Origin of the sequence: Stecheria intestinalis (genome assembly GCF_009696165.1) — a bacterium.
In the GTDB taxonomy this organism is placed as follows: Bacteria; Bacillota_I; Bacilli_A; order Erysipelotrichales; family Erysipelotrichaceae; genus Bulleidia; species Bulleidia intestinalis.
In genome coordinates, this window is record NZ_VUMN01000013.1 from 26,233 (window position 1) to 52,689 (window position 26,457).

The 26,457-nt window shown below is 48.8% G+C and carries 24 protein-coding genes and 1 tRNA gene; 7 read left to right on the forward strand and 18 right to left on the reverse strand.

Features of this window, described 5'->3' with window-relative positions; genetic code table 11:
* Window positions 1-174: 174 nt before the first annotated feature.
* The 6 genes from FYJ51_RS06650 to FYJ51_RS06675 all read right to left on the reverse strand — a co-directional run bounded on the left by FYJ51_RS06650 (window position 175) and on the right by FYJ51_RS06675 (window position 7,424).
* Window positions 175-250 (reverse strand) — tRNA-Asn (locus FYJ51_RS06650).
* 93 nt (window positions 251-343) lie between these two features.
* Entirely contained in the window at window positions 344-925 is a 582-nt protein-coding gene (gene nusG / locus FYJ51_RS06655) for a transcription termination/antitermination protein NusG (RefSeq protein WP_154504377.1), read from the reverse strand.
* Between the two features lie 2 nt (window positions 926-927).
* Window positions 928-1,113, reverse strand: a complete 186-nt coding sequence (secE, locus tag FYJ51_RS06660; RefSeq protein WP_154504379.1) for a preprotein translocase subunit SecE — start codon at window positions 1,111-1,113, stop codon at window positions 928-930.
* Window positions 1,114-1,128: 15 nt separating this feature from the next.
* Window positions 1,129-1,281: a 50S ribosomal protein L33 gene (gene rpmG, locus FYJ51_RS06665; RefSeq protein ID WP_105302534.1), complete on the reverse strand. Its 153-nt coding sequence runs from the start codon at window positions 1,279-1,281 to the stop codon at window positions 1,129-1,131.
* 116 nt (window positions 1,282-1,397) lie between these two features.
* Window positions 1,398-5,333, reverse strand: coding sequence for a BAR domain-containing protein (locus tag FYJ51_RS06670; protein WP_154504381.1), 3,936 nt, complete (start codon window positions 5,331-5,333; stop codon window positions 1,398-1,400).
* A gap of 27 nt (window positions 5,334-5,360) precedes the next feature.
* Complete coding sequence (locus tag FYJ51_RS06675; protein WP_154504383.1) at window positions 5,361-7,424, reverse strand: efflux RND transporter permease subunit; 2,064 nt, start codon at window positions 7,422-7,424, stop codon at window positions 5,361-5,363.
* A gap of 247 nt (window positions 7,425-7,671) precedes the next feature.
* Between FYJ51_RS06675 and FYJ51_RS06680 the strand changes: the two genes are divergently transcribed.
* Entirely contained in the window at window positions 7,672-8,244 is a 573-nt protein-coding gene (locus tag FYJ51_RS06680; RefSeq protein ID WP_205946223.1) for a TetR/AcrR family transcriptional regulator, read from the forward strand.
* Here the strand turns inward: FYJ51_RS06680 and FYJ51_RS06685 are convergent.
* On the reverse strand, window positions 8,235-8,858 hold the full coding sequence (locus FYJ51_RS06685) for a histidine phosphatase family protein (protein WP_154504387.1): 624 nt from the start codon (window positions 8,856-8,858) through the stop codon (window positions 8,235-8,237). The genes FYJ51_RS06680 and FYJ51_RS06685 overlap by 10 nt on opposite strands.
* Complete coding sequence (locus FYJ51_RS06690; protein ID WP_167836415.1) at window positions 8,849-9,508, reverse strand: HAD family hydrolase; 660 nt, start codon at window positions 9,506-9,508, stop codon at window positions 8,849-8,851. Before FYJ51_RS06690 ends, FYJ51_RS06685 begins: the two co-directional genes overlap by 10 nt.
* A gap of 223 nt (window positions 9,509-9,731) precedes the next feature.
* On the opposite strand from FYJ51_RS06690, the gene sdaAB reads away from it, so the two are divergent.
* From sdaAB to FYJ51_RS06705, 3 genes are all read left to right on the forward strand, one after another.
* Complete coding sequence (gene sdaAB, locus FYJ51_RS06695; protein WP_105302528.1) at window positions 9,732-10,403, forward strand: L-serine ammonia-lyase, iron-sulfur-dependent subunit beta; 672 nt, start codon at window positions 9,732-9,734, stop codon at window positions 10,401-10,403.
* Window position 10,404: 1 nt separating this feature from the next.
* Complete coding sequence (gene sdaAA / locus FYJ51_RS06700) at window positions 10,405-11,271, forward strand: L-serine ammonia-lyase, iron-sulfur-dependent, subunit alpha (protein ID WP_154504389.1); 867 nt, start codon at window positions 10,405-10,407, stop codon at window positions 11,269-11,271.
* A gap of 580 nt (window positions 11,272-11,851) precedes the next feature.
* The gene (locus FYJ51_RS06705; protein WP_154504391.1) at window positions 11,852-12,310 is read left to right on the forward strand and encodes a CHAP domain-containing protein; all 459 of its coding nucleotides are present in this window, start codon (window positions 11,852-11,854) and stop codon (window positions 12,308-12,310) included.
* Here FYJ51_RS06705 and FYJ51_RS06710 read toward each other — a convergent pair whose 3' ends face one another.
* Window positions 12,311-12,583 carry a helix-turn-helix domain-containing protein gene (locus FYJ51_RS06710; RefSeq protein WP_205946224.1) on the reverse strand — a complete coding sequence of 91 codons (273 nt, stop codon included), beginning with the start codon at window positions 12,581-12,583 and terminating at the stop codon, window positions 12,311-12,313. It lies immediately after the preceding gene.
* A 498-nt stretch (window positions 12,584-13,081) separates the two neighbouring features.
* Window positions 13,082-13,918 (reverse strand): MATE family efflux transporter, encoded by an 837-nt coding sequence (locus tag FYJ51_RS06715; protein WP_154504395.1) that lies wholly within the window; start codon window positions 13,916-13,918, stop codon window positions 13,082-13,084.
* Between the two features lie 120 nt (window positions 13,919-14,038).
* Between FYJ51_RS06715 and FYJ51_RS06720 the strand changes: the two genes are divergently transcribed.
* Complete coding sequence (locus FYJ51_RS06720; RefSeq protein WP_154504396.1) at window positions 14,039-17,257, forward strand: DEAD/DEAH box helicase; 3,219 nt, start codon at window positions 14,039-14,041, stop codon at window positions 17,255-17,257.
* 14 nt (window positions 17,258-17,271) lie between these two features.
* Here FYJ51_RS06720 and FYJ51_RS06725 read toward each other — a convergent pair whose 3' ends face one another.
* Genes FYJ51_RS06725 through FYJ51_RS06735 form a run of 3 tightly spaced genes read right to left on the reverse strand, consistent with a single transcriptional unit; the run spans window position 17,272 to window position 19,020 of the window.
* A complete protein-coding gene (locus FYJ51_RS06725) occupies window positions 17,272-17,670 on the reverse strand; it encodes a (deoxy)nucleoside triphosphate pyrophosphohydrolase (RefSeq protein WP_154504398.1) in 399 nt (132 codons plus the stop codon).
* A complete protein-coding gene (locus tag FYJ51_RS06730) occupies window positions 17,667-18,182 on the reverse strand; it encodes an IS1/IS1595 family N-terminal zinc-binding domain-containing protein (protein WP_105302520.1) in 516 nt (171 codons plus the stop codon). The genes FYJ51_RS06725 and FYJ51_RS06730 overlap by 4 nt, the downstream gene beginning before the upstream one ends.
* A gap of 13 nt (window positions 18,183-18,195) precedes the next feature.
* Window positions 18,196-19,020, reverse strand: a complete 825-nt coding sequence (locus FYJ51_RS06735; RefSeq protein WP_154504400.1) for an HAD family hydrolase — start codon at window positions 19,018-19,020, stop codon at window positions 18,196-18,198.
* Between the two features lie 449 nt (window positions 19,021-19,469).
* On the opposite strand from FYJ51_RS06735, the gene FYJ51_RS06740 reads away from it, so the two are divergent.
* On the forward strand, window positions 19,470-20,537 hold the full coding sequence (locus tag FYJ51_RS06740; protein ID WP_154504402.1) for a hypothetical protein: 1,068 nt from the start codon (window positions 19,470-19,472) through the stop codon (window positions 20,535-20,537).
* A 137-nt stretch (window positions 20,538-20,674) separates the two neighbouring features.
* Window positions 20,675-21,745, forward strand: coding sequence for a GGDEF domain-containing protein (locus FYJ51_RS06745; protein ID WP_205946225.1), 1,071 nt, complete (start codon window positions 20,675-20,677; stop codon window positions 21,743-21,745).
* Here the strand turns inward: FYJ51_RS06745 and FYJ51_RS06750 are convergent, their stop codons facing one another.
* From FYJ51_RS06750 to FYJ51_RS06770, 5 genes are all read right to left on the reverse strand, one after another.
* Entirely contained in the window at window positions 21,746-23,479 is a 1,734-nt protein-coding gene (locus FYJ51_RS06750) for an ABC-F family ATP-binding cassette domain-containing protein (RefSeq protein ID WP_154504406.1), read from the reverse strand.
* A complete protein-coding gene (locus FYJ51_RS06755) occupies window positions 23,476-24,579 on the reverse strand; it encodes an LCP family protein (protein ID WP_205946226.1) in 1,104 nt (367 codons plus the stop codon). Before FYJ51_RS06755 ends, FYJ51_RS06750 begins: the two co-directional genes overlap by 4 nt.
* 61 nt (window positions 24,580-24,640) lie before the next feature.
* A complete protein-coding gene (locus FYJ51_RS06760) occupies window positions 24,641-25,294 on the reverse strand; it encodes a CpXC domain-containing protein (protein WP_154504410.1) in 654 nt (217 codons plus the stop codon).
* Between the two features lie 10 nt (window positions 25,295-25,304).
* On the reverse strand, window positions 25,305-26,006 hold the full coding sequence (locus FYJ51_RS06765) for a hypothetical protein (protein WP_154504412.1): 702 nt from the start codon (window positions 26,004-26,006) through the stop codon (window positions 25,305-25,307).
* A gap of 60 nt (window positions 26,007-26,066) precedes the next feature.
* On the reverse strand, window positions 26,067-26,423 hold the full coding sequence (locus FYJ51_RS06770; RefSeq protein WP_154504414.1) for a hypothetical protein: 357 nt from the start codon (window positions 26,421-26,423) through the stop codon (window positions 26,067-26,069).
* Window positions 26,424-26,457: the final 34 nt, after the last annotated feature.

Here is a 26,457-nt window from a genome sequence, read left to right on the forward strand (position 1 = left end):
TCCTATTATAGAGTCACGGTTTCACCATTTCAACACTTTGATTCATATAATTTTCAGATTTTTCTGAAATATTTTCCATATTCTGCAATTCTTTTCATTCAGATATAAAGAAAAAGACTGCACCAGCAGTCCCTTCCTTATTCAGCCAGGCAAGTTTGGCTTATTTCATAAAAATGGCGCCTCAAACAGGGCTCGAACCTGTGACACTGCGGTTAACAGCCGCATGCTCTGCCGACTGAGCTATTGAGGCGTGCTCCAATAATATACCATTCACTCCCCTTTGTTTCAAGTCCTTTTTGAAAGTCGAAAAAAGCCGTTTCCAATGCAGGAAAACGGCTTCAGATTACTCTTTTACTTTCTCGAGATCGTTGTATGCGATATCCGTCGGCGTCTCACGGCCGAACAGCATTGTCATGACACTTGCAGTCTGCGTCTGATCATTCATCGCACTGACCTTGCCCTCCATGCCGGAGAACGGTCCGGTCAGAATCTTGACCATATCGCCAACCTCAAAGTCGACGGTGACCTTCTTATCGCTCTGGCCCATTCTTCTCAGAATGGATTCCATCTCTACCGGAGAAACCGGGAACGGCTTAGCACCGCCGCCGGAAGAACCGATGAATCCGGTGACTCCTGGCGTATTACGGACAACATACCACGCTTCATCGGTCATCTTCATTTCCACAAAGACATATCCCGGGAACATGTTCTTCATCTTCTCTATGGTCTTGCCATTCTTGATCTCAATTTCAGGCTCTTCCGCAACGACGATCCGGAACAGGCTGTCCTGGATGCCCATGGACTCCACACGCTTTTCCAGATTTTCTTTGACACGGTTCTCATGTCCGGCATACGTATTGACTACATACCAGCGCTTTTCGTGCTCGTCATCAATTACCGGATTGATCTTCTTCTCTTCTGTCATGATTACGCTCCGATTCCGATCATCTGAATCAGTCCGCTTACCAGAAGATCACAGAGAACAAAGAATACAGCGAAGAAAGCCGTAAAAATCACAACTTCTCCGGTATTAGACATCGTATCTTTTGTCTTCGGCCAGCGAACCCGCTTCGCTTCCTTTTTAATACCGCTCCAGCTGAACGTTTTATCCATACTATATGAAGCCTCCTACCTGGTTTCCTTATGGAGCGTCTTCTTACCGCACTTCGGGCAGTATTTCATAAGCTCCAGTCTTTTGGTGCTGTTTTTCTTCCGGGAAGTCGTGTAGTTCCTGGACAGGCATACGCTGCATGCCAGAATAACCTTGTCGTCCTTTGCCATAACGAAAAACTCCTCAAATGCTTAACTAATGTAGCACACGCCAATCGCTACCGTCAACACTCGTTTTTCTGCTTTCTGATACGCAAAAGGCGGATTTCTCCGCCCTTCTGCTGTGATCAGTTCTCACTGTCAGAAGCTGACTTGATCGCATCCGTCTTGAAGATGAACTTCACGGTATTCGTTCCGTTATCATCATTGCCCGCAAAGCTGCTGTACTCTGCACCAGCATCGCAGACTTCCTTCAGACGATCAATCACATCCGTCAGATTATCCCCGAAGAGATCTGCTAGCTTATCAATACCTTCTTCCTTGAAATTGGTCATGCCATCCAGCAGTTCCTGAGCACCATCATCAAGCTGGAGAGCCCCAGTCTGCAGTGTATTCACGCCGCTGTTCAGTTCAGAAGCACCATCACTGAGCTGACGAGCACCATCGATCAGTTTCTTGTAATCCGCATTCGAGCGAATCGTATCAATTGCCTGCTTTGCGCCAGCCTGTCCGGCAGCTTCAGCAACTGTCTTCGTGTATTCTGTCAGAATTGCTTTAATCTGTTCTTCTGTCAGAGAGAAGTCACCTGTATCAGAACTGGACGAATCAAGGACTGCAGCCATCTGAGCAGGTGTCAAATTGCTCATATCTGCACTCTGGGTAACTGCACTGTTATCAGCTGCTGTATTATCAGATCCGGAATCTCCTGTCTTATCTGCTGTTGCAGCAGTCAGAGCCTGCTGTGTAATTGCAAGCTTGACTTCTGCATCAGCCTTTGCCTGGTTAGCCGCATCGCGTTCCTGATTAGCCTGAGTCACAGCTGCATTCGCATCTTCAACAGCTTTACTAGCAGCAGCAAGCTGTTCATTCAGCTGTGCAATCTCTTCATCTTTCTGAGCAAGCTGTGCTTTCAGTTCTGCAATCTTCTGGTCTGCATCAGAAGATTCACCCGTCTGAGCAGTTTCATCGGAAGCGGTTTCTGCATTCACTGCTTCATCTGTATCTGTTTCAGCCGGTGCAGCCTCTTCCGTTACAGCAGCATCTGCTTTGCTGTCTTCAGCAGCCGGCTGAGCTTCTGCAGTGCTCTGATCTGCAGAGGTATCTGAAGCCTCCTGCTTCTCTTCAGTCACTGCAATCTCCTGCTTTTCTTCAGCAGCAGAAGTCTGAGTATCAGCATTCTCCTGAGCAGTCGCTGTATCTGCAGCTGCCGTATTCGTATCATCCGGCTCTTCTGCACAGAATGCTACGAATGCAGCAAGCTTAGCTTTGTTCACATTACCCTGCTCATCCATGATCCCAGCAGCCGAAAGCTTCTTGACTAGCGCGGACATATTGGAAAGCTGTGTAATCTTATCTGTATTGAGGGTTCCATCAGAATTCAGCAGACCAGCATCCTTAAGCTGCGTCTGAAGACTCATCAGGTTCTGAACTTTCGTCGTATTCAGCGAAGTTGTTCCATTGGTATCGGTAGTAATAATTCCAAGACCCTGTGCAAGAGAAACCAGCTCAGACTTGCTCTGCAGAGCATCCGTATCTTCTGTGTAAACTATATCGCCTTTTTTGATCAAGCCTGCGCTAGCTGCAAGCTGAGCCAGTCCGACAATTTTCTTTCCAGTATCTGTCGGCACTACTGTTCCATCTGAATTAATACTAATCAGCCCTGCTTGCTGCAATCCCGTAATTGCCTGCTGGCTGGACGTATTCAACGTTCCATCAGCATTAATCAATTCATTATTCATGAGGCTTAGTACAGTAGGGAGAGATTTGGAAATGGCATCCGTATTCAGTCCTTTAGAGGTGATGAGATCAGCATTTATCAGATTCTCAAGCAGAGTCTTATAAGCATTAGTCACATTCGGATCAACCTTATGGGTTTCGGAATTAATGATTCCAGCCGTTTCCAGCTGATCAACTAATGATTTAATGCTATCCAAGTTAACGTTTCCATCTGAATCCATGCAGCCGATTGAAGCTAGCTGACTCTGCAGATTTGTAAGCAGAGTAACTGCTTCCGCATTCACCATACCATCATCCTTGACCAGCCCGAGCTCTTTAAGCTCCGCAGGAAGTGCAGTGAGCTGGGCAAGCTTTCCCTGATCCAGATTTCCATCTTGATCAATTACGCCGAGCTGAGTCAATGTGGCGATGGTCTGAGTCAGATTCTTCTTTGCTTCCTCAGTAAGATTGCCCTTCTGATCAATGATGTTCTGACTGATCAGGGAAGCATACGTGTCACTGAGCTTGTCGCCTTTGACAGCACCAGTCTGCTTCAGCTGATCCACCAGGGATGTAAGCTGCATTGCAGTCTCAAGTTCCTTTGGATCAATCCCTCCTTCCGGCTTACCGGTCTTAGGATTCACTTTCACAATACCTAGCTTGGCAAGAGTCGTGATCAGATCTTCGTTCATCGAAACGCTGCCGGTGGAAGCATCCACTGTCAGCACATGTGCCTGAGTCAGCTGGGTAAGGAGCAGATCTCCTGTCTCCTTGACCTCTGCATACTTTGCTGCATCAAGATTGCCGTTTGCATCCAATACGCCAAGGCTATTCAGAATTGCCTTTGTCTCGGGTGTCAGGGAACCAGTCTGCTCAATTGTTCCAGTCTGTACAAGAGTACCGATCAGTGCCTGAAGTTTCTGGGGATCGATTATACCGCTCTCATTCATGACTCCTGAAGTCTTCAGAAGACCTGTCACTATCGCAGAAGGAGTACCATCTGCGTTAATTACTCCCGCCTTCTGAAGAGAAGAAATCATCTCTTTTAGCTCTTCGATTTTCTGGTCATTGATCTTGCCGTCCTTCTGGAGAACCCCAAGGTCCATCAGTTTCTTGGCAACATCCGGATTGAGTTCTBCCTTTTCGGTGAGGATTCCCTTCTGCTGCAGCTGCTTGACCAGCGCCATCGGATTTGCAAGCTGCTTTTCGAGGCTTGCAATCATGGCCTCTGCTTTCTTCTGAGCTGCTGCAGATGCGGTTTCTGCATCTTTCGCATTGGACGCAAGTGTATTGTCAAAGGTGACAAGACCATCTGCCAGCTGCTTTGCACCATCATTCAGATCAGAAGAACCGCTCTTCAGTCTGTTCACGCCGCTGACCAGATCACCTGTTCCATCTTTCAAGGTCTGTGTCCCATCAACCAGTTCCTGGGCAGAGCTCTGGAGGGTATTCATATCATCCTTGAGCTCATCCAGGGTTCCGTCATCATCAACCTTCAGATCAGACAGGAAGCTTGAAGAAGCGAGTGTCATGGTCATCTCAAGCGAGAAGTCCGTGACATCTGCTTCAATCTGAACATACTCCGGAATCTCAATATCGCCGATCTTGTCTTTCAGATCTTTGTCATCATCGAGATCCAGGCTTTCTTTGAGACCAGGGAATGCCATGCCGATGACAAATGCATTGTCACCTTCTGAGATTACCTTTCCGTTTTCAACCTCGATATTCGAGAATTTATCATTCGGAAGTTCAAGTCCTGACACCATGGCAAACGGAGTCTTAATTGTTGTCTTCTTGCCATTGATCGTGACATCCTTGGTGCTGTTGTTCTCATAGTCGAAACGGATGGTCACATGTCCGCTCTTGCCGGCAAGATCTTCTGCAGAGATGTCTGCACCGTCCAGCTGATAGCTGATTTTCACCGCTACCGGTAGTTCTGCATCCGTGGTTCCCTGATAGTAGATATCATTGCCTTCTGCGTTCCAGGAAATAGAACCATCATTGTTCGTGCTGTAGGTTTCATCTCCCTTTACGTTCACGATATCTTTCAGGGTTGTGTAGTCTTTGATGATATCCGAAGAACTGCCATTCTTCAGCCAGTCGCTGACGATGACATTCTGCTTTTCGCCAGACGCATCCGTGATGACATAGACCGTTTCATCTTTTCCTTCGGTATTGCTGTCATTATTGATGCTGATCTTTTCTGTATTGCCGGAAGTCGTTTCCGTTTCGTTTCCGCCATTATTCTTTGAATCTGTTTCTTCTGCGAATACCTCGAAATTGCCCATGCTCAGCATCATCGCTGCCGCAATTCCGGTATGAAGAACTTTGCTCAGTTTCTTGTTCATAGATTTCTTCTCCTTCTGCTGGATGGATCAGCCTCTCTGAGGCTTTGATGTTTTGGTGATGAGCTTATCGAATGTAAGCAGCAAGCTCGGCAGGACAAAGATGACACAGCCCATGGAAATGATTGCGCCTCTTGCCATCAGGATGCAGAGCGAACGGATGACATCGATATTGGAATACATGCCGACTCCGAAGGTTGCTGCAAAGAAGCTCATTGCAGAGACCAGAATGGACTTTGCACTTGCCTGCACTGCATCTTCAACTGCTTTCTGCTTCTCAACGCCTCTCGTGCGGTCACGGCGATAGCGCGTTGTCATCAGGATTGCATAGTCGACGGTAGATCCTAACTGAATCGTTCCGATGACGATGTTGGCGATGAACGGCACCTCACGGCCGGTGAAGAACGGCACTGCCATGTTGATCGTGATGCCAAGATAAATCGTTGCAATCAGGATGAACGGCAGCGAAGCACTGCGGAATACGATGGCAATGATCAGGAAGATGATGCCGATCGATACGGAAGATACCCAGTTGAAGTCATGGTCCGTAACGGAGATCAGATCCTTGGTAGCTGCCGCTTCTCCGATCAGCATGGAATTGCTGTTGTATTTCTTTGCGATGGCAGTCAGTTCCGTAACCTGATTGTTGACCTCATCAGTGGCGACCGCATATTTGCTGCCAATGAGCATCATCTGCCAGTTCTCGCTCTTGAGACTGCTCTTCAGATCATCCGGAATCATGTCATCCGGAATTACGGATCCCTTGACGGTATCGAGTCCCAGCACCCACTTCACGCCATCGACATCTTCCATTTCCGAAGACATCTTCTTGATGTCCTTGGCCGATTCATCAGCAGGAACCATCAGGATATGAGTTGCATTCTCGTCAAACAGGGTTTCGAGTTTCTCATTGGCAATGCTGCTGTCCAGAGTCTTCGGAAGCGTTCCGCCAAGGTTGTAGTACACCGGGATATGGACATATCCGTAGATTGCCGGGATCAGAAGAACCAGGGCAATGACCATGTACTTATATGCATGCTTTGTGACATGCTTGCCAATGCCCTTCAGATCCGGGAGCACGGCCTTATGTCTGGTCTTGTTCAGCGCTTTATCAAACACGAGAATCAGCGCAGGAAGAATCGTGACACAGGAAATCACACCGAACAGCACGCCCTTCGACATCACCAGGCCAAGATCCATGCCAAGCCGGAAGCTCATGAAGCAGAGGGCTATGAAGCCGGCGATCGTCGTGATCGAAGATCCGAGAATAGAAGACAGTGTTTCATCAATTGCCTTCACCATCGCATCGTTCCGCTCATTGCCTTTTTCCAGTTCTGCCTCATAGCTGTGCCACAGGAAGATGCTGTAGTCCATCGTCACGCCAAGCTGAAGGACTGCCGCAAGTGCTTTGGTGATATAGGAGATGCTGCCAAGTATCTGGTTTGTGCCGAGGTTGTACACGATGGCCATGCCGATCGATGCCAGGAACAGGAACGGAACCAGGTAGCTGTCCATCGACAGCATCAGCGAGATGCAGCATAAGAGCACTGCCAGCATGACATAGATCGGTGCTTCGCTCTCTGCCAGATCCTGCGTATCCACAAGCACGGCGCTCATGCCGCTGACGAAGCACTGCTCATTCGACAGCTTGCGGATCTCGCGGACTGCTTCAATTGTCTCGTCTGCTGATGTCGTATCATCGAACAGGATGAACATCATCGTCGCATCCCCATTGTTGAATGCTTCATAGATATCATCTGGAAGCATCTCTTTCGGAATGCTGATGTCCATCACATCGGAATACCAGATGACATTCTTGACACCCGGAACTTCCTTGATCTGATCTTCCAGCTTCTGAACATCCTTGTCCGGCATTCCTTCCACGATATACATGGAGAAGGCACCAGTCCCGAATTCTTCCTTCAGGATATCCTGCCCCTTCATGGTCTCTATGGTATCCGGAAGATAAGTCAGGATATCATAGTTGACTTTCGTGTGAATGTAGCCGATTGCCGAAGGAATCAGAAGCAGTACAGATACGATCAGAATCAGGATTTTATTCTTGACGACAAATTTTCCCAGTTTCTTTTCCATATCCTCACTTCTTTCTATCCGCTGACTTTTTCGACCAGCAGTCGAAATCATCCGCACTATGTTATATGTGCTATTCGACTATTGGTCAATAATTTTTCCTATACAGAATCCGCGTTCTGTTTTGTGACCTTCAGTCATTTCCTGGCCAGAAAAATTGACTCTTTCCGGAAAATGGCTATATTTCAATAAAGATATGAGAACGGACGGAAAAGCAGCACAGAACAAACGAATCAAAAAAGATGCTCTGATGAGCACCGCTTTTGATCTGTTCTCTTCCAACGGGGTCAACCATACGACCATTTCCGATATCACGGAACGGGCCGGTCTGGGGAAAGGAACATTCTATTCCTACTTCAAGGATAAATACGACATCCGCAACCACATCATTGCTCATAAGTCTGCTCAGATCTTCCTGAAAGCAAAGCAGGCAATCGAAGCACAGCCGGAAATCCGTTCTATGGAAGACAAAATCATCGGCATGTCCGACAACATCATCGATCAGCTGACCAGAGACAAGCCGACGCTATCCTTTATATATAAGAACCTGTCATGGGGAGTCTTCAGGAACGTTCTCACCAGCGAGAATGATACCGTTGATTTCGCAACGGTCTTCAATGATGCCATCGAGGAATCCTCCGTCAAATACAAGGATCCCCTCGTCATGATCTATCTGATCATCGAACTCGTCAGCAGCACCTGCTACAGCTCTATCCTCTACAGCGAACCGATGCCGATTGCCGAGCTGAAAACGTATCGCTATCCGAGTATCCGGGCCATCATGCGTGAGCAGGAGGTTAAAGAAAAACCAGATCAGTCGTGAAACTTCTCTGGTTCTGTCGGCAGTTCCAGCATCTTCCAGCTGCCATCTGCCCATTCGAATTTCATGATGCCTCCGTTAGGAACCGGAAAGGCTCCGTTTTCGGAACGTTCTTCCCTGAACTTCACCGGATCAATGCCGAACAGCGGCTTCAGCATATGCAGGCAGTAGCTTCCATGGGACACAATCAGCACCCGATCGCCATCCTTGCACTCCGAGAGAATCTCGGAGAACGTTCTGATGATGCGATTCGTGATGGATTCGGTATCATCCCCGCCGATATCCTTCCACGAATCTTTTTTTCTGCGCTCCGTCATCTCCGGCTTCACCTGCTCAATCAGTGCGCCATCCATCAGTCCGAAGTCAAACTCCTTGAGTCCTTTCATCGGCTCTGCCTTCAGCGACCGTTCTTTCAGAATGATCGCTGCCGTATCGACAGCCCGCTCGCTGCTGGAGCAATAGGCTCTTGTAAACGGAACCGAACGGAGTGCTTCTGCAGCTTTCTCAGCTTCCCGGATGCCCTGCTCGGTGAGCGGGCTGTCACAGCTTCCCTGCAGACGGCGGATCTTGTTGAAGAGGGTCTGACCGTGCCTTACGTAATAGAAGGTTACTCGCATACGCTGCGGATCCCTTCCAGCAGACTGTGGATCACCTTGAAATCCGAGTGGTCTGCTTTCTTTTTCCGATCCAGCAGAATCGGCGTGATGCCGGCATCAGAAGCGCCTTTCATATCATTGATGGAATCGCCGATATGAATTACTTCTTCCGGACTGCATTCGCTCAGTTCCAGAGCCTTCTCGAACAGTTCCTTATGCGGCTTGTATGCTTTCACCATATCTCCGCAGACAATGCCATTGACATGCAGGCCGTTGCGCTTCAGGCAGACGCTGATATATCGGTCGCTGTTATTGGAGATGATGTAGATCGGCTTCGTGCACCGTTCAAAGAACGGAAGTACGTCCGTATAGAGCGGAGCATACATCCAGTAGTTGATATTCAGCTGCTGAAGCTGATTCAGGTCTTCTTTCAGCCCAAGTTCCCGTGATGCTTTTTTCAGAAGATCCATGCAGATATCTTCTTCCGAGCGGAAGGAATCCCCATAGCTGCGTTCTTCTTCAATCCGAAGATTGCGGAACCACCATTCCATCATGGCTCTCGGGTCTTTCACATTGCTGTTCTTGGCACAGCGCATGGTCATTTCTTCAATATCCGGTCCGCCTTCCTGCAGGATCGTTCCCGTATAATCCAGAAATACTGCTTTGATCATAGATTCTTCACCTTTTCCATTCGTTATTATAAATGAAAAAATATGTATATAGCGCAATCTGCACGCATGTAAGCGCATACGTTGAGAGCATTGATCAGTTTTCGGAAACTGATGAAAGCATTCTTCGGATCATGAGCGGATTTCATGCCGGCAGGAAAGATAGTGTGATATTGTGTAACGGGATTGCAGTGCTGCTTCCAGAAGCAGCTAAGGAGACACGAATATGCAGCTGTTTGATATCATCGGGCCGGTTATGGTCGGACCATCCAGTTCTCATACCGCCGGCGCAGCCAGGATTGGCGAAGTTGCCAGATGTCTGATGGGCGAGCCCATTGTCTCGGCAGGGATCTATTTCCATGGGTCTTTTCTGGCAACCGGAAAAGGGCATGGCACAGACCGGGCACTGACTGCTGGCCTGATGGGAATGCGGGTAGATGATCCGCGGATCCCGGATGCGTTCAGAATTGCAGATGCCATGGGTCTGAAGCTTACGTTCGGAGCTGCAGATCTCGGCGAATCCGCTCATCCGAATTCCGTGAAGCTCAATCTGACCGGAAAGTCCGGCAAGACCCTGGAGATCATTGCGTCTTCGATCGGCGGCGGCCGGATCATGATCAGCCGCATTGACGGGCTGAAAGCGGTGTTCTCCGGAGATCATCCGACGCTGATTGTCCAGAACGATGATACCCCTGGAAAGATCGCATTGATTTCAGAGATGCTGTATCACAGCAGAATCAATATCGCGACGATGCAGCTGGACCGCGATATCAGGGGAGGCCACGCCGTCACCGTACTGGAACTCGATCAGGAAATCCCAGATCAGGATCTGCACTGGCTGGCAGCACAGGAAGGCATTCTGAAAGTAACCTATCTCAGCCTGAAGGAGGTGAACTGAGATGTATTCATCCCTGGAGAAAATCATCAGAAGAGCAGATGAACAGAATATACCGTTCTGGAAAGCAGTTCAGAAACATGACTGCCGCGAAGAAGGAAGAACGGAAGAAGAATCCTTTCAGAAGATGAAGGAAATGTATCTCGCCATGAAGGAATCAGACTTTGAATATGACCCGGATCTGAAATCATCCAGCGGCCTGGTCGGAGGCGAAGCCTACAAGATCCATGTACGCCGTGCCAATGGTGAGATGATCGTCGGGGAATTCGTTTCCGCAGTGATGGAACGAGCTCTGCGTATTGCCGAATCCAACGCATGCATGAAGCGCATTGTCGCTGCACCGACAGCAGGATCCTGCGGTGTTGTTCCAGCAGTGCTGCTCAGCATTCAGGAACGCAACCGACTCAGCGATGACAAGATGACCGAAGCACTCTTCGTAGCGGGAGGAATCGGCGGGGTCATTGCAAGACGGGCAAGTCTTTCCGGTGCAGAAGGCGGCTGTCAGGCAGAGATCGGCTCCGCCAGTGCGATGGCCGCAGGTGCTCTGACCTATCTGCTGGGCGGATCAGGCAAGCAGATCACCAACGCTGCCGCCATCGCTCTGAAAGGCCTCCTCGGCCTCAGCTGCGATCCGGTTGCAGGGCTTGTAGAAGTGCCATGCGTGAAGCGCAATGTGATCGGCAGCGTCAATGCGGTCACATCAGCCGAGATGGCAATGGCAGGCATCGAATCAAAAATACCGCACGATCAGGTCATTGACGCGATGCGCTCCATCGGTCATATGATGCCATGCGAACTGAGGGAAACCGCCAAAGGCGGTCTTGCCGCAACTCCGGCAGCGCAGGAAATCACGCAGAAGATTTCAATGTAGCAGAAATGAGCAGCTGAGAAATTCCTGGCCTGAAGCCGCGGAACCTCAGCTGCTTTTTTGTCTTTTCAGAACCCGGATTCCTTGATTTCTGATCCATTCTGAGGCATCCGGACCATATGCAGTGCTTTTCTCATCATTTGCAGTGATCAATTTCATGAGAATAATGATTGCAAGTCATCTGTTCATGCGGTTATATCGTATTCTGTCAATCATTTCATTGTACATTCACGCATGGTTTTATATGCATGTTATGAAGAGTACGGTTGTGCATTAATGATCAGATTTTGTGAATTTAAAGCCGTTTTTATACACTTTATGTGAATTGTCACATATTCTGTCAGTTAGGTATTTATAGTGCTAAGCATGTATGCATGTCTGCATGTCTGCATGCATACTTCTGATTTTGTTTATGACAGACGATTTACATCATTTTTAATCATTGATGCATGCATGTTTGATGTTATTATGAAATCGATTTCAGCATGACTAGTTCAGCTCTTCTCAACCTTGATCGTGCCAATTTTTTCCGGTATATTTCCGTCAAGCACTGCAGAAATGCGTGCCTAAGGAGAACACAATTTTGAAAAATAAACTGATGCGCAAACTGATGAGCGCCCTGCTCTGCCTGCCTCTGTTCGCCATGGCAGCTTCCGTACCTGTATATGCGGAAGAATGGGAAGATACTTCCTGGCAGGAAACAGCTGCAGTGAATCCGTATTATGGCGGATGGGGAAACTGCACCTGGTCCGCATGGCAGCTGGCCAATACTTATGCCGGCGTCGCACTGCCTGATTTCGGAAGTGCTTCGAACTGGTATGACAGTGCTGCTTCAATGGGATATACGGTTTCTTCGGTACCTCAGGCTGGTTCTATTGTCTGCTGGTCTCATCATGTCGGCTATGTATCTGBAGTCAGCGAAGACGGAAACAGTGTCTATATCATTGAAGGCGGATACATGGGCGGATACCATGAAGGCTGGTTCCCTGCCTATACCAGCAGAAGCGCTCAGGCTCTGCTTGGCTACATCTACCTCTGGTAATCAGACGAATTTCATCATTCCCAGATATATGAGGAACGCAAAGGAAAGCATCAGCCGCATGTCTTCTTCCCAATCTTCAAGATTCTGATTTGCAGAAGGCTGGATCTTTTCCATACGGTAGAGAACGCTATTGCGCTGGAGAAACAATTTCTGCCCGACTTTGCTCGTATTGCCTGCGTACTTCAGACAAAAGTAGAGCGTCTGCAGCTGTTCCTGCTTGTCATCTTTCTCAGAGTCCATCATCTGCAGAAGACACGGATCCTCGAAGGTCATCAGATCCATCATCGGCATGATAGTATAGTAGCCGTTTTTTCAACTGAAGTCAGGTTCTGCTTCAGAATACGCCAGCCTAAGGTGATGGCCTGAAGGCTCTGCCAGCAGAGCAGCTTGGAAGCAACCAGATTTTCATAAAGCCGTGTGATGCCGATGGAGAGACTGTTCTTTTCGACCAGTCCTTCCAGGCAGCCAAGGGCATTAAGTTACAGTCAGGAAACAGGGCTTTGATATGAGCTTCAGTTAAGCAGAAAGGCCACACTGATGATTCAGAAAATCATCAGTGTGGTTTTTCAATGGAATCTCAATTTTGACACTCCCACGGCTGAAGCACTTGGGCTTTCTCGCCGGTTACTTGTAAGAGCATCGGAAATGGACTTTGCAAAAAAAATCGCCACATTTCGCAGCGAGTGTTCATAGATCAGAGGTTAACGTAATCCGCTTACTTCCTGCCATTTTCCCTCCTGGTTCCTCATGCATGCTATGATGATTTTCTTCTTATCGGTTTCTCAGGATTTCAATCGCCTCTGAAACGGAGTCTGTTATATAGTCCGCACTCTTTCTGACTTCTTCCTTTGCCCCGGACATTGAGAAACCGATTCCGCTGAAGCGGATCATCTGCGTCAGGATCTCTTGATCAAAACGGATTTTTCTGAGGCTGAGATGGATAGAATCCTTCCGGTGCATCAGGTTTGCCATTGCCAGCAGCGCACTGATGATCTGAGTCAGGACCGTCGCATACGCTGCCCCGGCAACGCCGAGATGGAAATTGCGGATGAAGACGATATCGAGAACGATATTCAGCAGCGAGCTGATGATCAGATAATAGAGCGGATTCCGGCTGTCTCCCGATGCCTGCAGCGTGCTCACGAACATGTTGTACATGATCAGACCGGCGGCTCCGGCAAAGTAAATGCTCAGATACGTCACCGCATCGTTCAGAATATCGGATGGCGTGTTCATGAGCTTCATGATCGGCTCTGAGATCAGAACTCCCAGGATCGAAACCAGCACGGTCAGCGCAAGTCCCATGGCCGCGGAAGTATGAACACTTTTCTGAACTTCTTCTTCATCATGTTTTCCGATATTGCGGGCAGTCACAATCCCTGCACCTACCGAAAAACCCTGGAAGAACCCGACCAGGATCGAGATCAGCGCACTCGTAGAGGATACAGCCGCCAATGCTTCTGCGCCGACATAGTTTCCGACAATGAAAGAATCTGCAGTGTTGTAGAACAGCTGAAACAGATTTCCGAGGAAGATCGGAAACGCAAACGTGATGATCTGTCTGCGCAGATCTCCTGATGTCATGTCAGAACTGACCGTTTTTCTCATGAATTGTATGATAGTTGTTCATTTTCTCCGTTTCAATGAGAATCAGGATTCTGCCGGAAAAACAAATAAACGCCCATAAGATTCTGACTTCAGATAAAATTAGAGGATACGGAGAAACTGATGTCAAAACTTGATGATCTGCTTAGGAGCCTCAATCCGAGTACGGTTGAGATTGCTCAGATGGTTCTGAATTACAGGGGAATTAGGAATCTTTCATACACGATTGATAAGCTCCCTGTGATTGAAATGACCGGGAACGTGAAAGATTTCAGCACCGGCCGGATCTTCCGGACGACGCTGCGCTACAACATCTCCATGAACCGGATCATCGATTCCAGCTGCGACTGCCCGGACTTTAGATTCTGGCATCCGTGCCAGCACGCGACTGCCATGATCATCATGTTCCTTACAGCGGTTGAAGAAGGCCATGTAAAACTGCCTGACTGGCGGGAAAAAGATACTGATCCGGATCTGAAAGACTTCATTTCAGATACACTTTCTGTTTCAGCCACGGATCAGTCCGGCGATGTCGAGATTGAAGTCCATCTTTCAGAAGGAAATCGCAGTGCGAATTCCGTCGCACTTGATATGAAGATCGGAAGAACTGGCTTGCGGAAGTACAAGCTGAAAGATGTAGGGAAACTAACGTCCGCAATGGCAAATCATACTGAGATCCGCTATGGCAAGGAACTGGATTTCTTTCCCTCCATCGAATCGTTTGTCCCGGAGTGTCAGCCTCTGATCAATCTCCTGTATCAGAAATTTCTGACCAGCCACTCGGAATATTACTGGGATGGTTATACGTCCGATATCGAAAGCGGCTATCTGATTCCTAAAAACCAGGTAGACGCCTTCATGGAATCTGTCTGGAACATGAAGCTGTTCGTAAGCGAACCGAAAGGCAGCACGTACCCGGAAACCATCCGGACCCTGGTAGACGGGAATCCGGAGTTCGGGTTCTCTCTTGAGAAGACGAAAGACGGCTATACGCTGTCGGGGAAAAACAATCTGGTCTTCTCCGGACTCCGGTATTTCTATTTCATAGCACCGGAAGAAAAGAAGATTCTCCGTTCTCCGCTGACGGATCATTCCAGAAACTGCATCCGCCTGCAGAATCTCATCAGCAGAAAACCAGATCTGTTTCTTGCTGAGAAGGATATCCGCGGATTCCTGCAGAGCACGATGACACCCTCCGAACAGCCGCAGGTTCAGGCGATCGGTTTCAGCCCCGAAGCATATCTTCCCCCGAAACCGGAATTCCAGGTCTACCTGGACATGCCCCAGGACAGCTTCATCACCTGCGAAGTCTATGCAATTTATAAAGATCAGAAATTCAATCTCCTCGAAGGCTATGAGAAAGGCCGCGAATACCGGGATATCAGAACTGAGAAGCAGTTTGATCAGATGATTTCTGCGATGTTCACCGGCTTCGATCAGGAACACCATCGCCTTGTCTTAGCAGATGACGAAGACAAGCTCTATAATCTTCTGACCAATGGCATCGAGCAGATCCGTCAGAAAGCAGAAGTATTCATCACAGACGCACTGAAGAAGATCACCGTCCGCACGATGCCGAAGATCTCAGTCGGCATCTCTGTGAATCATGATCTGCTGCAGCTGGATCTTTCCCAGGATCACAGAACCCTGGAAGACCTTGCGGAGATCCTTTCCCGCTATACGCCGAAGAAGAAATACTACCGCCTGAAGAACGGCACATTCCTGAACGTCGACGAAGACGAGATGGCAGAGATGGCAAAGCTGAATGAACAGCTCCAGCTTTCCAATGCCCAGATCAGGAAAGGAAAAGTGTCCATTCCGAAATACCGGGCCATGGTTCTGGACCAGGCAGCCGAGAATGATACAAGCCTGCTGATTTCCAGAGATGAATATTTCCGGAACCTGGTCTCGCAGATTCATTCGATTGAGCTCACGGACTATCCGATTCCGGAAGAACTGGATCAGGTACTTCGAGACTATCAGAAAGCCGGATTCCGCTGGCTCTCTGCCCTGCAGCACAATGGCTTTGCCGGACTGCTCGCGGATGAGATGGGCTTAGGAAAATCCGTCCAGGTTATCTCCCTGATCAAGTCTCTTCCGAAGCATCACACCCTGATCATCTGTCCTGCTTCGCTGGTCTACAACTGGTCCAATGAGTTCACGAAGTTCGCTCCGGATCTTGAAACGGTCATGGTCATCGGCAATGCCGCCCAGAGAGAAGAACTCATTCATACTCATACTGCCAATGAGATTCTGATCACCAGCTATGACTCCATCAAGCGTGATGTCGAACTCTATGAAGGCCATCACTTCGATATCGAAGTCATCGATGAAGCTCAGTACATCAAGAATGCGGCTACCCAGGCAGCATCTTCCGTCAAGGAAATCAATGCCTCCTTCCGCATTGCCCTGACCGGAACCCCGATTGAAAACCGGCTCAGCGAGCTCTGGTCGATCTTCGATTATCTGATGCCCGGATTCCTGTTCACGTACCGCCACTTCCGCAATGCCTATGAACTGCCGATCGTCCGGGATCAGGATGAAGAGACCATGAACCGCTTGCGTGAGATGATTGCCCCATTCATTCTCAGAAGACTCAAGCAGAATGTTCTCAAAGACCTTCCCGACAAGCTGGAAGAAGTATCCTATGCCCCGCTGGAAGGCGAACAGAAAGAACTCTACGATGCCCGCGTGCAGCGTCTGAAGATCATGCTCGGAAAACAGAGCGACGAAGAATTCCGCAAGAACCGCATCGCAGTACTTGCCGAACTCACGAGACTCCGTCAGCTCTGCTGCTCGCCTGCGCTGGTTTATGATACGTACAAGGGAAACTCCGCAAAGGAAGACCTCTGCATCGATCTCATTGACCGTGCCGCCAGCGAAGGCCACAAGATCCTGCTCTTCTCCCAGTTCACCACCATGCTTGATCTTCTGGTCAGGCGCCTGGAAGAACGCGGAATCCGGTATCACCTGCTGACTGGCTCCACCACCATCAAAGAACGCAGCAAAATGGTAGAACAGTTCCAGAACGATGATGTTCCGATCTTCTGCATTTCCACGAAAGCCGGCGGAACCGGTCTGAACCTGACGGCTGCAGATATCGTCATCCACTATGATCCATGGTGGAATACGGCTGTGGAAAACCAGGCAACCGACCGCGCTCACCGCATCGGCCAGGATAAGATTGTCTCCGTCTACCGCCTGATCGTCAAAGACACCATCGAAGAACGCATTCTGAAACTTGCCGAACAGAAAGCAGACCTTGCCGGAGAAATCCTTTCCGGCGAAGAGATGAGCAGTGCATCTATCACAAAAGAACAGCTGATGTCCATCCTCGGCTGATACAAAAGGCTGCCTCAGCAGCCTTTCATATACTTCTCTTTCAGGACCCGGACAATCTCCTGATCAGCCGGCAGCCAGTTCACATCATCCAGATGCTGATAATCCAGCCAGCATGCAGCTTCATGTTCCAGCAGTTCAAAATGATCGTCTGCAAGAGAAACCAGAAACGCATCCATCGAGAGATGAAACTCCGGATAATCCATTTCCACTGTCGTGATCTTCTCATTCACGATCACTTCCGCATTCATCTCTTCTTTCAGCTCGCGCTTCAAGGCTTCTTCAGCAGTCTCACCCGATTCGATCTTTCCTCCGGGAAATTCCCAGCCATCCCTGAACTCTCCGTACCCGCGCTCTGCTGCCAGAATCTGACTTCCTCTCCGGATGACTGCAGCCGCAACCCGGATGGTCTTCATGACTTTGCGTACTTCTTCAGAAGGGCTGTCAGCTGACGGAAATACGGAGGCAGCACCCCATCTCCGCGATATGAAATCTCCTGATCCTCTCCCTGCAGAATCAGATCGAGACGCCATCTCTGCCCGATCAGAGGTTCAGAACCATCATTGACCGGAAAATACTGACGATCCCAGTCGCATACAAACAGATTATAGATCAGCATATGCTTCAGCTCGTTCCACTCCTTGAGGCTGATGACATCTGCTTCCTTGGAAATCTTCCCGTTCTCCGCAGTATAGAACTCATATACCACATCCGGAACATTCTCTTCTTCCGCAAAGCGCATATGAATACTGCGATCTTCTGACTGTTCATAGCTGAACCGCAGGCCAGTCATGACCTCTTCCAGATTCAGACCATCATCTGTCTCATGATCCCTGCCGAAGACCCGGTCGCAATCCTTGCACTGATAGCTTTCTCCGTTCTTCACTGTTTCCTTGCTGCCACAATGCGGACACATTACTTCTCCCATGATTTTTCCTCCCTCACAAAATACCGATATGCTCAAACGCATTCCAGATCCCGTCATCCAGAATATCGGTTGTAACCCAGTCAGCCTGTTCCTTCACCGAAGGCATTGCATTGCCCATCGCAATTCCGATGCCGCATGCATGCATCATCGGTATATCATTCTCGCTGTCGCCGATTCCGACAGCCTCCGAACGATCCGCATGAAAATATTCCAGCACCCGCTGAATCCCGGTTGCTTTATTGATGGTCTTATCCGTGATCTCCGCACAGTCGAACATCTCCGGAGAATGATAAGAAAAATTCAGCGCACACTGATCCGGCAGGCTGTTCCTCAGCCTGCTGTAATCACTGTCATACGGCGCATAGGCACAGAACTTGTAGATCTTCTCATCAGCGTCTTCATACATCTCCGGATAAACGTTATGCTTCACGCAGAGATACCGTGCCTCATCCGGATCCGTCACTTCATGCCCTGCATAATACTTGGCAATGTAGTACTTGGAGTCTTCATCATAATAAGCACCTGCCGCACCTTCTGCCATCCAGCAGAACCCGCAGGAACGGATCAGATCCTTGATCTTCTGCACCTCACTGCTTTCAAACGGATGATCATAGATCCGTTTCCCATCAGCATAGATCATCGCGCCTGCTCCGAACAGGAATCCATTCGTATCAAAACGGAAATAATCTGCACACTCAGCAAGACTTCTGCCCGTGCATAAGAAAATCCGGCTGCCTTTTTCTCTGGCGATCCGCACTGCTTTCAGCGCAGATTCCGGAACTCCGTTGATTCTGGAACTGAACAGCGTTCCATCAATATCCAGGAATATATATTTCATACTTCTCCCGCACGAAAAGTATAATCGATTCTCTATATCATTCCTATCCTTTGTACCAAGAGAAAAGACCCTCGCGGGTCTCTCTCTTCTTATTATATAGGGGATAGAATCGCTGAACTACTTGCTAAAGGGGGGAGCGAGTATTTCAGGGCAACCATTTCTGATTGCATTATCATAGTACTCAGCCGGTATCGCAGAAGTTTGTCAGAAATGTGTGAGATTATGTGAATGCGCTTTCCTGGTCTCCGCGGACCCTGTCTTTTCTCCACTGTTTTATGATCAAATTTTGCTTTTTTGTTCAGCAGACAATTTTTCCGCTTGAAAATCGAAACTTACCTGTGTAATATGACTGTGCTTTGACCACGGCGTCATTTTAGTGGTTTTCATTCATCCCCTGCCTGATCAGGGAGAAAGGACAAGCAGAAGTTCTCTTCTGCATAAGCAGCTACATGAACGCAAGAATCCCTGTTGGCCTCAGCCAGGAAGAATGGAATACTGTCACCGAAGGACTTGAATCCCATACCTCCACCGTCAATGATTACCGGAAGGTTCTGAACCTTCTCCATTCGTATGACAACGGCAGGCTCCGCATCACCACGATGAGCCATGAAGATGCCGAGGAATATTTCCGTTTCCTGGATGAACGCCAGGAAGCCGGAACACTTTCCCCGAACACCGCCCATCGCTACAAAGCAACTCTGCGCGCAATCAGTGCCAGAATTGCAAGCAATCCTGACCTCTGGCCTGATTATAAGAATCCCTTCAGCGGCTTATTGAAGAATGAGGAACGCAAGCGCACGGAATACACGATGGAGATGTTCCCATCTCCTTCTGATGTTGCCAAGCTGCGTGCAGTTCTTCCGAAACTGGATAAAGAAGACGCCCTGATTCTGAGACTCATGATGAATATCGGGCTGACGCCTACGCAGGTCCAGAATCTGAAGATCAGCAATTTCACCGGCAGACGCCGGCATGAATCCGGTCCGATTTCCGTGCACCTCGAAGAAGGAACCTTCCTGGAAAACACTTCGAAGTTCTGGAAAGAATCCTCTTATTTTCTCGATAACTATCCGGTCCGCTATGTGCGCCGTTCTTCTGGCCGCACGATCACCTGGAGCTATACCGGAACATTCTTTTTCTCAGAAGACTTCGAGAAGAGCCTGCTCGATTACTATTCCTATACCGGAGAGTCCACGGATACGAGAAACTTCTTTCTGACTTCCAGACATCTGGAATACAACTACCGGGCAATGCACCATATGCTGCTGAGCGCATGTCAGGAAGCTGGAATCTCTTCCTGCATCACCCCGTATCAGCTTTCCAGATACGGTCTCGTCCGTTCCTATGTGATGGATCAGGCCCTGCGGGAAAATGATGCAGGACTTCGTGAGAAGCTCATGAAAGAAGACTGGATCGGTGACTGGAAAGACCGCTATCCGATTCCGCAGAGAATTCAGATCGAATCCATCCAGAAGACCCTCGGCAGTGATGCCCTTCTGAAAATCATCGGGCACTGATCCCTGCCGGCTTTTTTACATCTCTTGCTGATCTGTATTTGAACTGAATCCTGTTCACTTTTATAATGACTGTAATGCAATACGAAGCGCTTTACCTTGAAATCAACCTATTCTGCTGCATTATTGTCGCAGTGATCATGATACGTTCCAATACTGCTTCTCAGATGAAAGCCCAGAGAGTTTTTCTCTATTCTTCCATCGCCGTCCTCCTGTTCTTTATCACGGACACGCTCTGCCAGCTGATGCTTGCCGGCATCATTCCTTATGCTGCAATTTCTCTGCTCCTCCTGAAATCCATCTATTTTCTCTCTTCCACCCTGATGTGCATGAGCTGGTTCTGGTACTTCGACGCCCTGTCCAGAAAAGAACCATCTGCGAAAGTTCCCTTTCATACGCTGCTTCTGGCAATCATCCAGTTCATTCTGAATCTGTTCAACTTCCGGTACGGATTCTTCTTTTCTGCAGGTGCAGAACGCATCTATACCCGCGGGCCGCTGTTTCTCCTCCAGTATCTCTTCTCTTATTCCTTTGTCGTGCTGGCTGAAGTAAGAAGCCTGAAGGCAGTGCTGAAACGGAAAGAATATATCGATAAAGATTACCTGCGCATGCTGGCAGTATTTCCGATCATGCCTGCCGCCGCCGGAATCATTCAGTATTTCTATCCATTCCTGCCCGTTGCCTGCTGCTGCATTACCCTGGATATGCTGATGCTGTATCTGGATTCAATGGAAGATCTCATCTCCCTGGATTCTCTGACCGGCCTCAACAACCGCAAACGTCTGCTCAATTCCATTGCTGATCGTATGCATGGACAGTCCCGCAGCCATCAGTATCTGATGATGATCGATGCAGATCACTTCAAAGCAATCAACGATACCTACGGCCACCTGGAAGGAGACAATGCGCTGCGCACGCTGGCCGATGTGCTCCGCCAGGCATGCATTCCCTTGAAAAAGCGGGCCATCATCGGCCGATATGGCGGTGATGAGTTCATCATCTGCATGGAAGCTGATACCGGATCCGAAGCATCTGAGACTGCTGACTCGATTCATTCTCTGCTGAACGAAACTTCAGCGCTGCACAATCTTCCGTATACCCTCTCTGCTTCGATCGGCATTGCCAGATGCACGGATGACATGAAAACAGTATATGATCTGATCAATGCGGCTGATCAGAAACTCTATGAGAAAAAGAAAAGCAGAACATGATCATTCTGCTTTCTCAGATAATTCCAGCCAGCGATTCTCGGCCGCTTCTTTTTCATTGCGCTTACGGTCAAGCTCATCACTGAGAGACTGTATTTTTCCATAATCCGTGATACCTTCCATCGAAGCCTCCAGCTTCCGGATTTCTTCTTCCATTTCCGGCAATTTCTTCTCGAGATCCTGAAGTTCTTTCTTCTCTTTGTAAGACATCTTCGCAACAGGTTTCTCCGGCTTCTTCTGAACCGGAGCTTCTTTCTGCTTCTCTACTTTCTCTTCCTGTTCCAGGAAATCTGAGTATGCCTGCTGCACGACTCTGATTTCCCCATTGCGGAACACAAACAGACGATCTGCCGTCCGATCGAGGAAATAGCGATCATGACTCACTTCCAGAACTGCGCCCCGGAAGTCTTCCAGGTAATCCTCCAGAATTGTCATCGTATCTGTATCCAGATCATTCGTCGGTTCATCGAGAATCAGAATATTCGGAGCTTTCATCAATACGGAGCAGAGATACAGTCTTCTCTTTTCTCCGCCGGAGCATTTCGAAATCGGCAGATACTGCTTGTCTTTCGGAAACAGAAAGCGCTCCAGCATCTGTCCCGCAGTAATCTCTTCACGATCTGCAGTCATCACGACTTTGCCGGACTCTTCCAGATAGTCGATAATCCTCTGGTCTTCCTTGAACACTTCATTCTGCTGAGCAAAATATCCGATCTTCACGGTCTCCCCGATCGATACCGTTCCGGTATCGGGCTGCACCTGTCCCATCAGAATCTTCAGCAAAGTGCTCTTGCCGCAGCCATTGGGTCCGATGATTCCGACCCGATCCATGCGATCCAGATTGAAGCTGAAATCCCGGAACAGAACCTTATCTCCATAAGCCTTAGAAATATGCTCAGCAGAAATCGTATTCCGGCCAAGCCTGGAAACCGCAGACTTCAGTTCCAGAACACCTGCTTCCTGGAATTCCTCCTGTGACGCAATCTTCTGATACCGCTCGATTCTGCTCTTCTGTTTCGTGGAGCGAGCCGGTGCACCAGCCCGGATCCATTCAATCTCATGACGCAGGAAATTTCTCCGCTTCTGATCTTCTGCCAGCGCCTGCTGTCGTCTGATCTGACGCTGTTCCAGGTAATCCGCATAGTTTCCATCATACGTATACAGATGACCGCGATCGATCTCCACCATATGATTCGTGATTCTCGACAGAAAATACCGATCATGCGTCACCATGACCAATGCCCCGGAGATATGCGACAGATACCGTTCCAGCCAGAGAATCATCGACTGATCCAGATGGTTCGTCGGCTCATCCAGCAGATACAGATCTGCTTTGCGGATCAGGGCAATCGCGAGTGCTACCCGCTTCTGCTGACCGCCGGACAGCACTTCGATCTTCTGTTCCTGATCTGTGATTCCGAACTGATTCAGAACCGAACGGATCTGATAAACCTCAGCCGGTTCCTTCAAGGCACTGCTCACCGTCTCATAGACCGACTTTCCTGGTTCAAACTGCATTGACTGCGGGCAGTAGGAAACCCGGTACTTCTTCAGTACCGTCACGGTTCCTGAATCCGGCTTCTCCGCTTCTGCCATGATCTTCAGCAATGTGGACTTGCCGGCTCCATTCAAGCCGACGACGCCCCATTTCTCTTTCTCATTCACGACAAAGTTCACATGATCCAGAATCGGTTCTGTCTCATAGCGATAACTGACATCTTCCAGCGATAAGATCATTGGTTCAGTGCATCCTCCCACATCTGCCGATTCGTTTCTGCATCGATGATAAGCGCCTGCTGTTCACCGATATAGCCCGAGGTATAAGTACCGTCCTGCGGAATGGAAAATTCTTCAATGGAATACGAAGAGAAAGAAAGCAGTACCGGCAGCAGTCTGATCAGATCCTGCTCCGTAAAGTCTGTGACAAGCTCCGGCATGATCTTCTCCATTGCCTGCAATAACTGAAGCGGATTCAGAGACCGGATCTGTTCCATGCATGCCTGCACCATCGTGCGCTGTCTCGACGTACGATCGAAATCAGAGCGAGCACTCGTGCGATCTCTTGCATAAGCAAGTGCCTGCTTGCCATTCAGATGAATCTCTCCCGAGGTTTCCAGCAGATCATAATAAGCAGGCTCAGCAAATACTTCCTGATTCATGATCCAGATAATCTGGTTCATGGCAGCCATCTCTTCATCATCGATGGTCACATCGATTCCGCCGATCGCATCTACTGCATCTCTGACGGTCGTGAAATTCACGACGACGGCCCGATCAAAACTCAGTCCGAGATGATTCTCCAGCGTCTCATGCAGAAGATCGATGCCGCCATATGCATATGCCGCATTGAGCTTGGCGGTTCCGTATCCAGGAATCTCTGCTGCAATATCTCTCATCACGGACGTGATCAGAATCTTTTTCGTACTTCTGGAAATGGTCACCATCAGCATCGTATCGCTGCGGCCTTCATAGTCGCTGCCTCTGGTATCGACGCCGACCATCATGACGGAAAAGACATCTGCAGAAGCAGAATTTCCTGAATAAGTGCTGTTCAGCGGCTGCGTCAGGGAAAAGAGATGATTCACTTCCACTCCCAGCAGCACACACCCTGCAATCAGCAGGATCAGAATCACCCGGAAGAAATTCCGGACCGGATGTTTCTTCTTCCTTGCCGGCTGTTCTTCTTCCTGTTCCTCCTCTTCCTCTGGTTCTTCTTGAGGTTCGGGTTTGGAAACATGAGGATGTGCATAAGTCTTTCCTGGTTTTCTTCCGGTCTGGTGTTTGCCCTCATCGAGCTCTTCCAGATATTCGTTCAAATCAATATAAGTTTTCTTCATAAACAAAGCCCGGAATGCTATCCGAGCTGTAATTTTAACATGCCTTCTGCCAGAACACGAATCAGGCATTCCCGTCCGGCTTCTGGAACAGACTCGTGATCCATGCCGTGTTGACTGCCGGGAAGTTCCGGTTCTCAACTTCATACCGCTCCGGATTCTGATTCATTTCATCCTGCATGAAGGAAACCGGGATGATGAATGCCATGCCCTTATCTCCCTCAGCACCGGTACGGACATTGATCTTCATGACTCCGTTATCCAGGCTCTGATATTCCACTGCCGCAACATCTTCTGCCTTGCCCTTGCCGTTATCCACAAACTCGATGAAGCTGTCATATTTGGCAAGTTCCACCATGCGGTCATCCGCCCCGTCTTCCAGGATCTGGATCTTCTCCGAGAATTCCTGCAGCGTCGGGCATCTGCGCAGCGTATATCCCCTGGAAACCAGCGGATCCGTCAGGCTCTTCAGATCAGAACCTGGTTCATTCTGACTCAGCCAGAGCACGAACTTATGGCCCCTGTCGATATAGACCAGCGGGAACTGCACCATAAACTCTTTCTTGCAATGCGGACACGAAACCCGGAACAGATCTCCGGAAACACACCGATCTCTCAGATCCGGATCTTCATCGGCATCGATCGAATCCCAGACTTCGATCTCAAATTCCTTGCCGCAATACGGACACGTATACTTCACATTTCTGGAAACACTCATTCTTCACTCCTCAGTTGCGGAAGAACCTGCCAGCAAATCCGAATCCCGACGCCATTCCCTCACGGCTCAGCCGTTCCATAGCCTCTTCATCTTCATCTGAAAGCGGATCCCCGGCAAACACGCACAGCAACCGGAATCCCTTTCCTGCCTTATAGGGCAGAGCTCTCAGCAGCTGTCCCTGATGAAACCCGCGGATTTTCGTCTGATCCAGCAGTCTTCCTTCTACAAACGAACCGTTGAATCCGTCTACCTGCATATCATACTCCCGAATCCCTGCTTCTGTCAGAATTCCGGTTCTGACGATATCCGGGTAGAAATCATTCCGAACGCCATCCAGCATCTCATTCTCTCTGGTCTCAGCAAGCCTCTCTCCGGCATCCTCTTCCTGTTTCCGGATCCACGGTATATTCTTCTGCTTCATTGCTTCTTCCGGAATGATCTTCCTGGTCCTGAGGTTTCTCAGGATATACGGATCGAAAATGCTCAGCATCTCCTCCTGTTCCAGCCCTTTCCGGCAGTTTGTCCATGTGCTTCCGATCGAAAGCACGTTGAAAAGAAGCGCACCGGTTCTGCTGATATAGCTGGAACACAGCATATAGCAGTCCTCCTCCGCAACAGCAATCTTGTCTTTCAGAGAATCCGTTAAGGTATCGGCCTCCAGAACTAAGTAATTATGAAAATAATCCCGGAAGCCAAGTTTAGAAAGAATCACGCTTCCCTCCGCCCAAAGAATAATATCGGAATCAGAAAAATACGATAGTTCGGATCTTTTTCAAATAAAAATTAATTTTTCAGAGGGTTCTTGCAGACTATGCAGTCTGGTATCTTCCTCCATGCATTCCTCTGCTGAGCGGATGGAAGCACACAAGAAAAAACTGCTGACATCGGTTAGCCATGAATAATGAGAAAATGATCTGCAGGTAAATCCTGAGATCTGAAGTTTGATTCGCGTGAGAAATGAAGCTCGGTATTTTTGATTTCGTAAATCTCTTCCATGAGGTGTTCGGCCCTGCAGCTGCACTCCCTTTCCCCCATTTTCCGAATGGAAGATGCTCGACGCTTCCGCATACTTTTCGCATTCCGGACTATTCCTCTGTGGACAGCCCATATTCTGGTTTTCTGTTTTCATAGAATCTCCTTTCTTTCAATCGTTTACTCAGGAT

Excerpts from the sequence above, each read along its gene's own strand:
- nusG (WP_154504377.1), bottom strand. The coding sequence starts at position 925 with ATGACAGAAGAGAAGAAGATCAATCCGGTAATTGATGACGAGCACGAA.
- secE (WP_154504379.1), bottom strand. The coding sequence starts at position 1,113 with ATGGATAAAACGTTCAGCTGGAGCGGTATTAAAAAGGAAGCGAAGCGG.
- rpmG (WP_105302534.1), bottom strand. The coding sequence starts at position 1,281 with ATGGCAAAGGACGACAAGGTTATTCTGGCATGCAGCGTATGCCTGTCC.
- FYJ51_RS06675 (WP_154504383.1), bottom strand. The coding sequence starts at position 7,424 with ATGGAAAAGAAACTGGGAAAATTTGTCGTCAAGAATAAAATCCTGATT.
- FYJ51_RS06680 (WP_205946223.1), top strand. The coding sequence starts at position 7,672 with ATGAGCACCGCTTTTGATCTGTTCTCTTCCAACGGGGTCAACCATACG.
- FYJ51_RS06685 (WP_154504387.1), bottom strand. The coding sequence starts at position 8,858 with ATGCGAGTAACCTTCTATTACGTAAGGCACGGTCAGACCCTCTTCAAC.
- FYJ51_RS06690 (WP_167836415.1), bottom strand. The coding sequence starts at position 9,508 with ATGATCAAAGCAGTATTTCTGGATTATACGGGAACGATCCTGCAGGAA.
- sdaAB (WP_105302528.1), top strand. The coding sequence starts at position 9,732 with ATGCAGCTGTTTGATATCATCGGGCCGGTTATGGTCGGACCATCCAGT.
- sdaAA (WP_154504389.1), top strand. The coding sequence starts at position 10,405 with ATGTATTCATCCCTGGAGAAAATCATCAGAAGAGCAGATGAACAGAAT.
- FYJ51_RS06710 (WP_205946224.1), bottom strand. The coding sequence starts at position 12,583 with ATGACCTTCGAGGATCCGTGTCTTCTGCAGATGATGGACTCTGAGAAA.
- FYJ51_RS06715 (WP_154504395.1), bottom strand. The coding sequence starts at position 13,918 with ATGAGAAAAACGGTCAGTTCTGACATGACATCAGGAGATCTGCGCAGA.
- FYJ51_RS06720 (WP_154504396.1), top strand. The coding sequence starts at position 14,039 with ATGTCAAAACTTGATGATCTGCTTAGGAGCCTCAATCCGAGTACGGTT.
- FYJ51_RS06725 (WP_154504398.1), bottom strand. The coding sequence starts at position 17,670 with ATGAAGACCATCCGGGTTGCGGCTGCAGTCATCCGGAGAGGAAGTCAG.
- FYJ51_RS06730 (WP_105302520.1), bottom strand. The coding sequence starts at position 18,182 with ATGGGAGAAGTAATGTGTCCGCATTGTGGCAGCAAGGAAACAGTGAAG.
- FYJ51_RS06735 (WP_154504400.1), bottom strand. The coding sequence starts at position 19,020 with ATGAAATATATATTCCTGGATATTGATGGAACGCTGTTCAGTTCCAGA.
- FYJ51_RS06740 (WP_154504402.1), top strand. The coding sequence starts at position 19,470 with ATGAACGCAAGAATCCCTGTTGGCCTCAGCCAGGAAGAATGGAATACT.
- FYJ51_RS06745 (WP_205946225.1), top strand. The coding sequence starts at position 20,675 with ATGATACGTTCCAATACTGCTTCTCAGATGAAAGCCCAGAGAGTTTTT.
- FYJ51_RS06750 (WP_154504406.1), bottom strand. The coding sequence starts at position 23,479 with ATGATCTTATCGCTGGAAGATGTCAGTTATCGCTATGAGACAGAACCG.
- FYJ51_RS06755 (WP_205946226.1), bottom strand. The coding sequence starts at position 24,579 with ATGAAGAAAACTTATATTGATTTGAACGAATATCTGGAAGAGCTCGAT.
- FYJ51_RS06760 (WP_154504410.1), bottom strand. The coding sequence starts at position 25,294 with ATGAGTGTTTCCAGAAATGTGAAGTATACGTGTCCGTATTGCGGCAAG.
- FYJ51_RS06770 (WP_154504414.1), bottom strand. The coding sequence starts at position 26,423 with ATGAAAACAGAAAACCAGAATATGGGCTGTCCACAGAGGAATAGTCCG.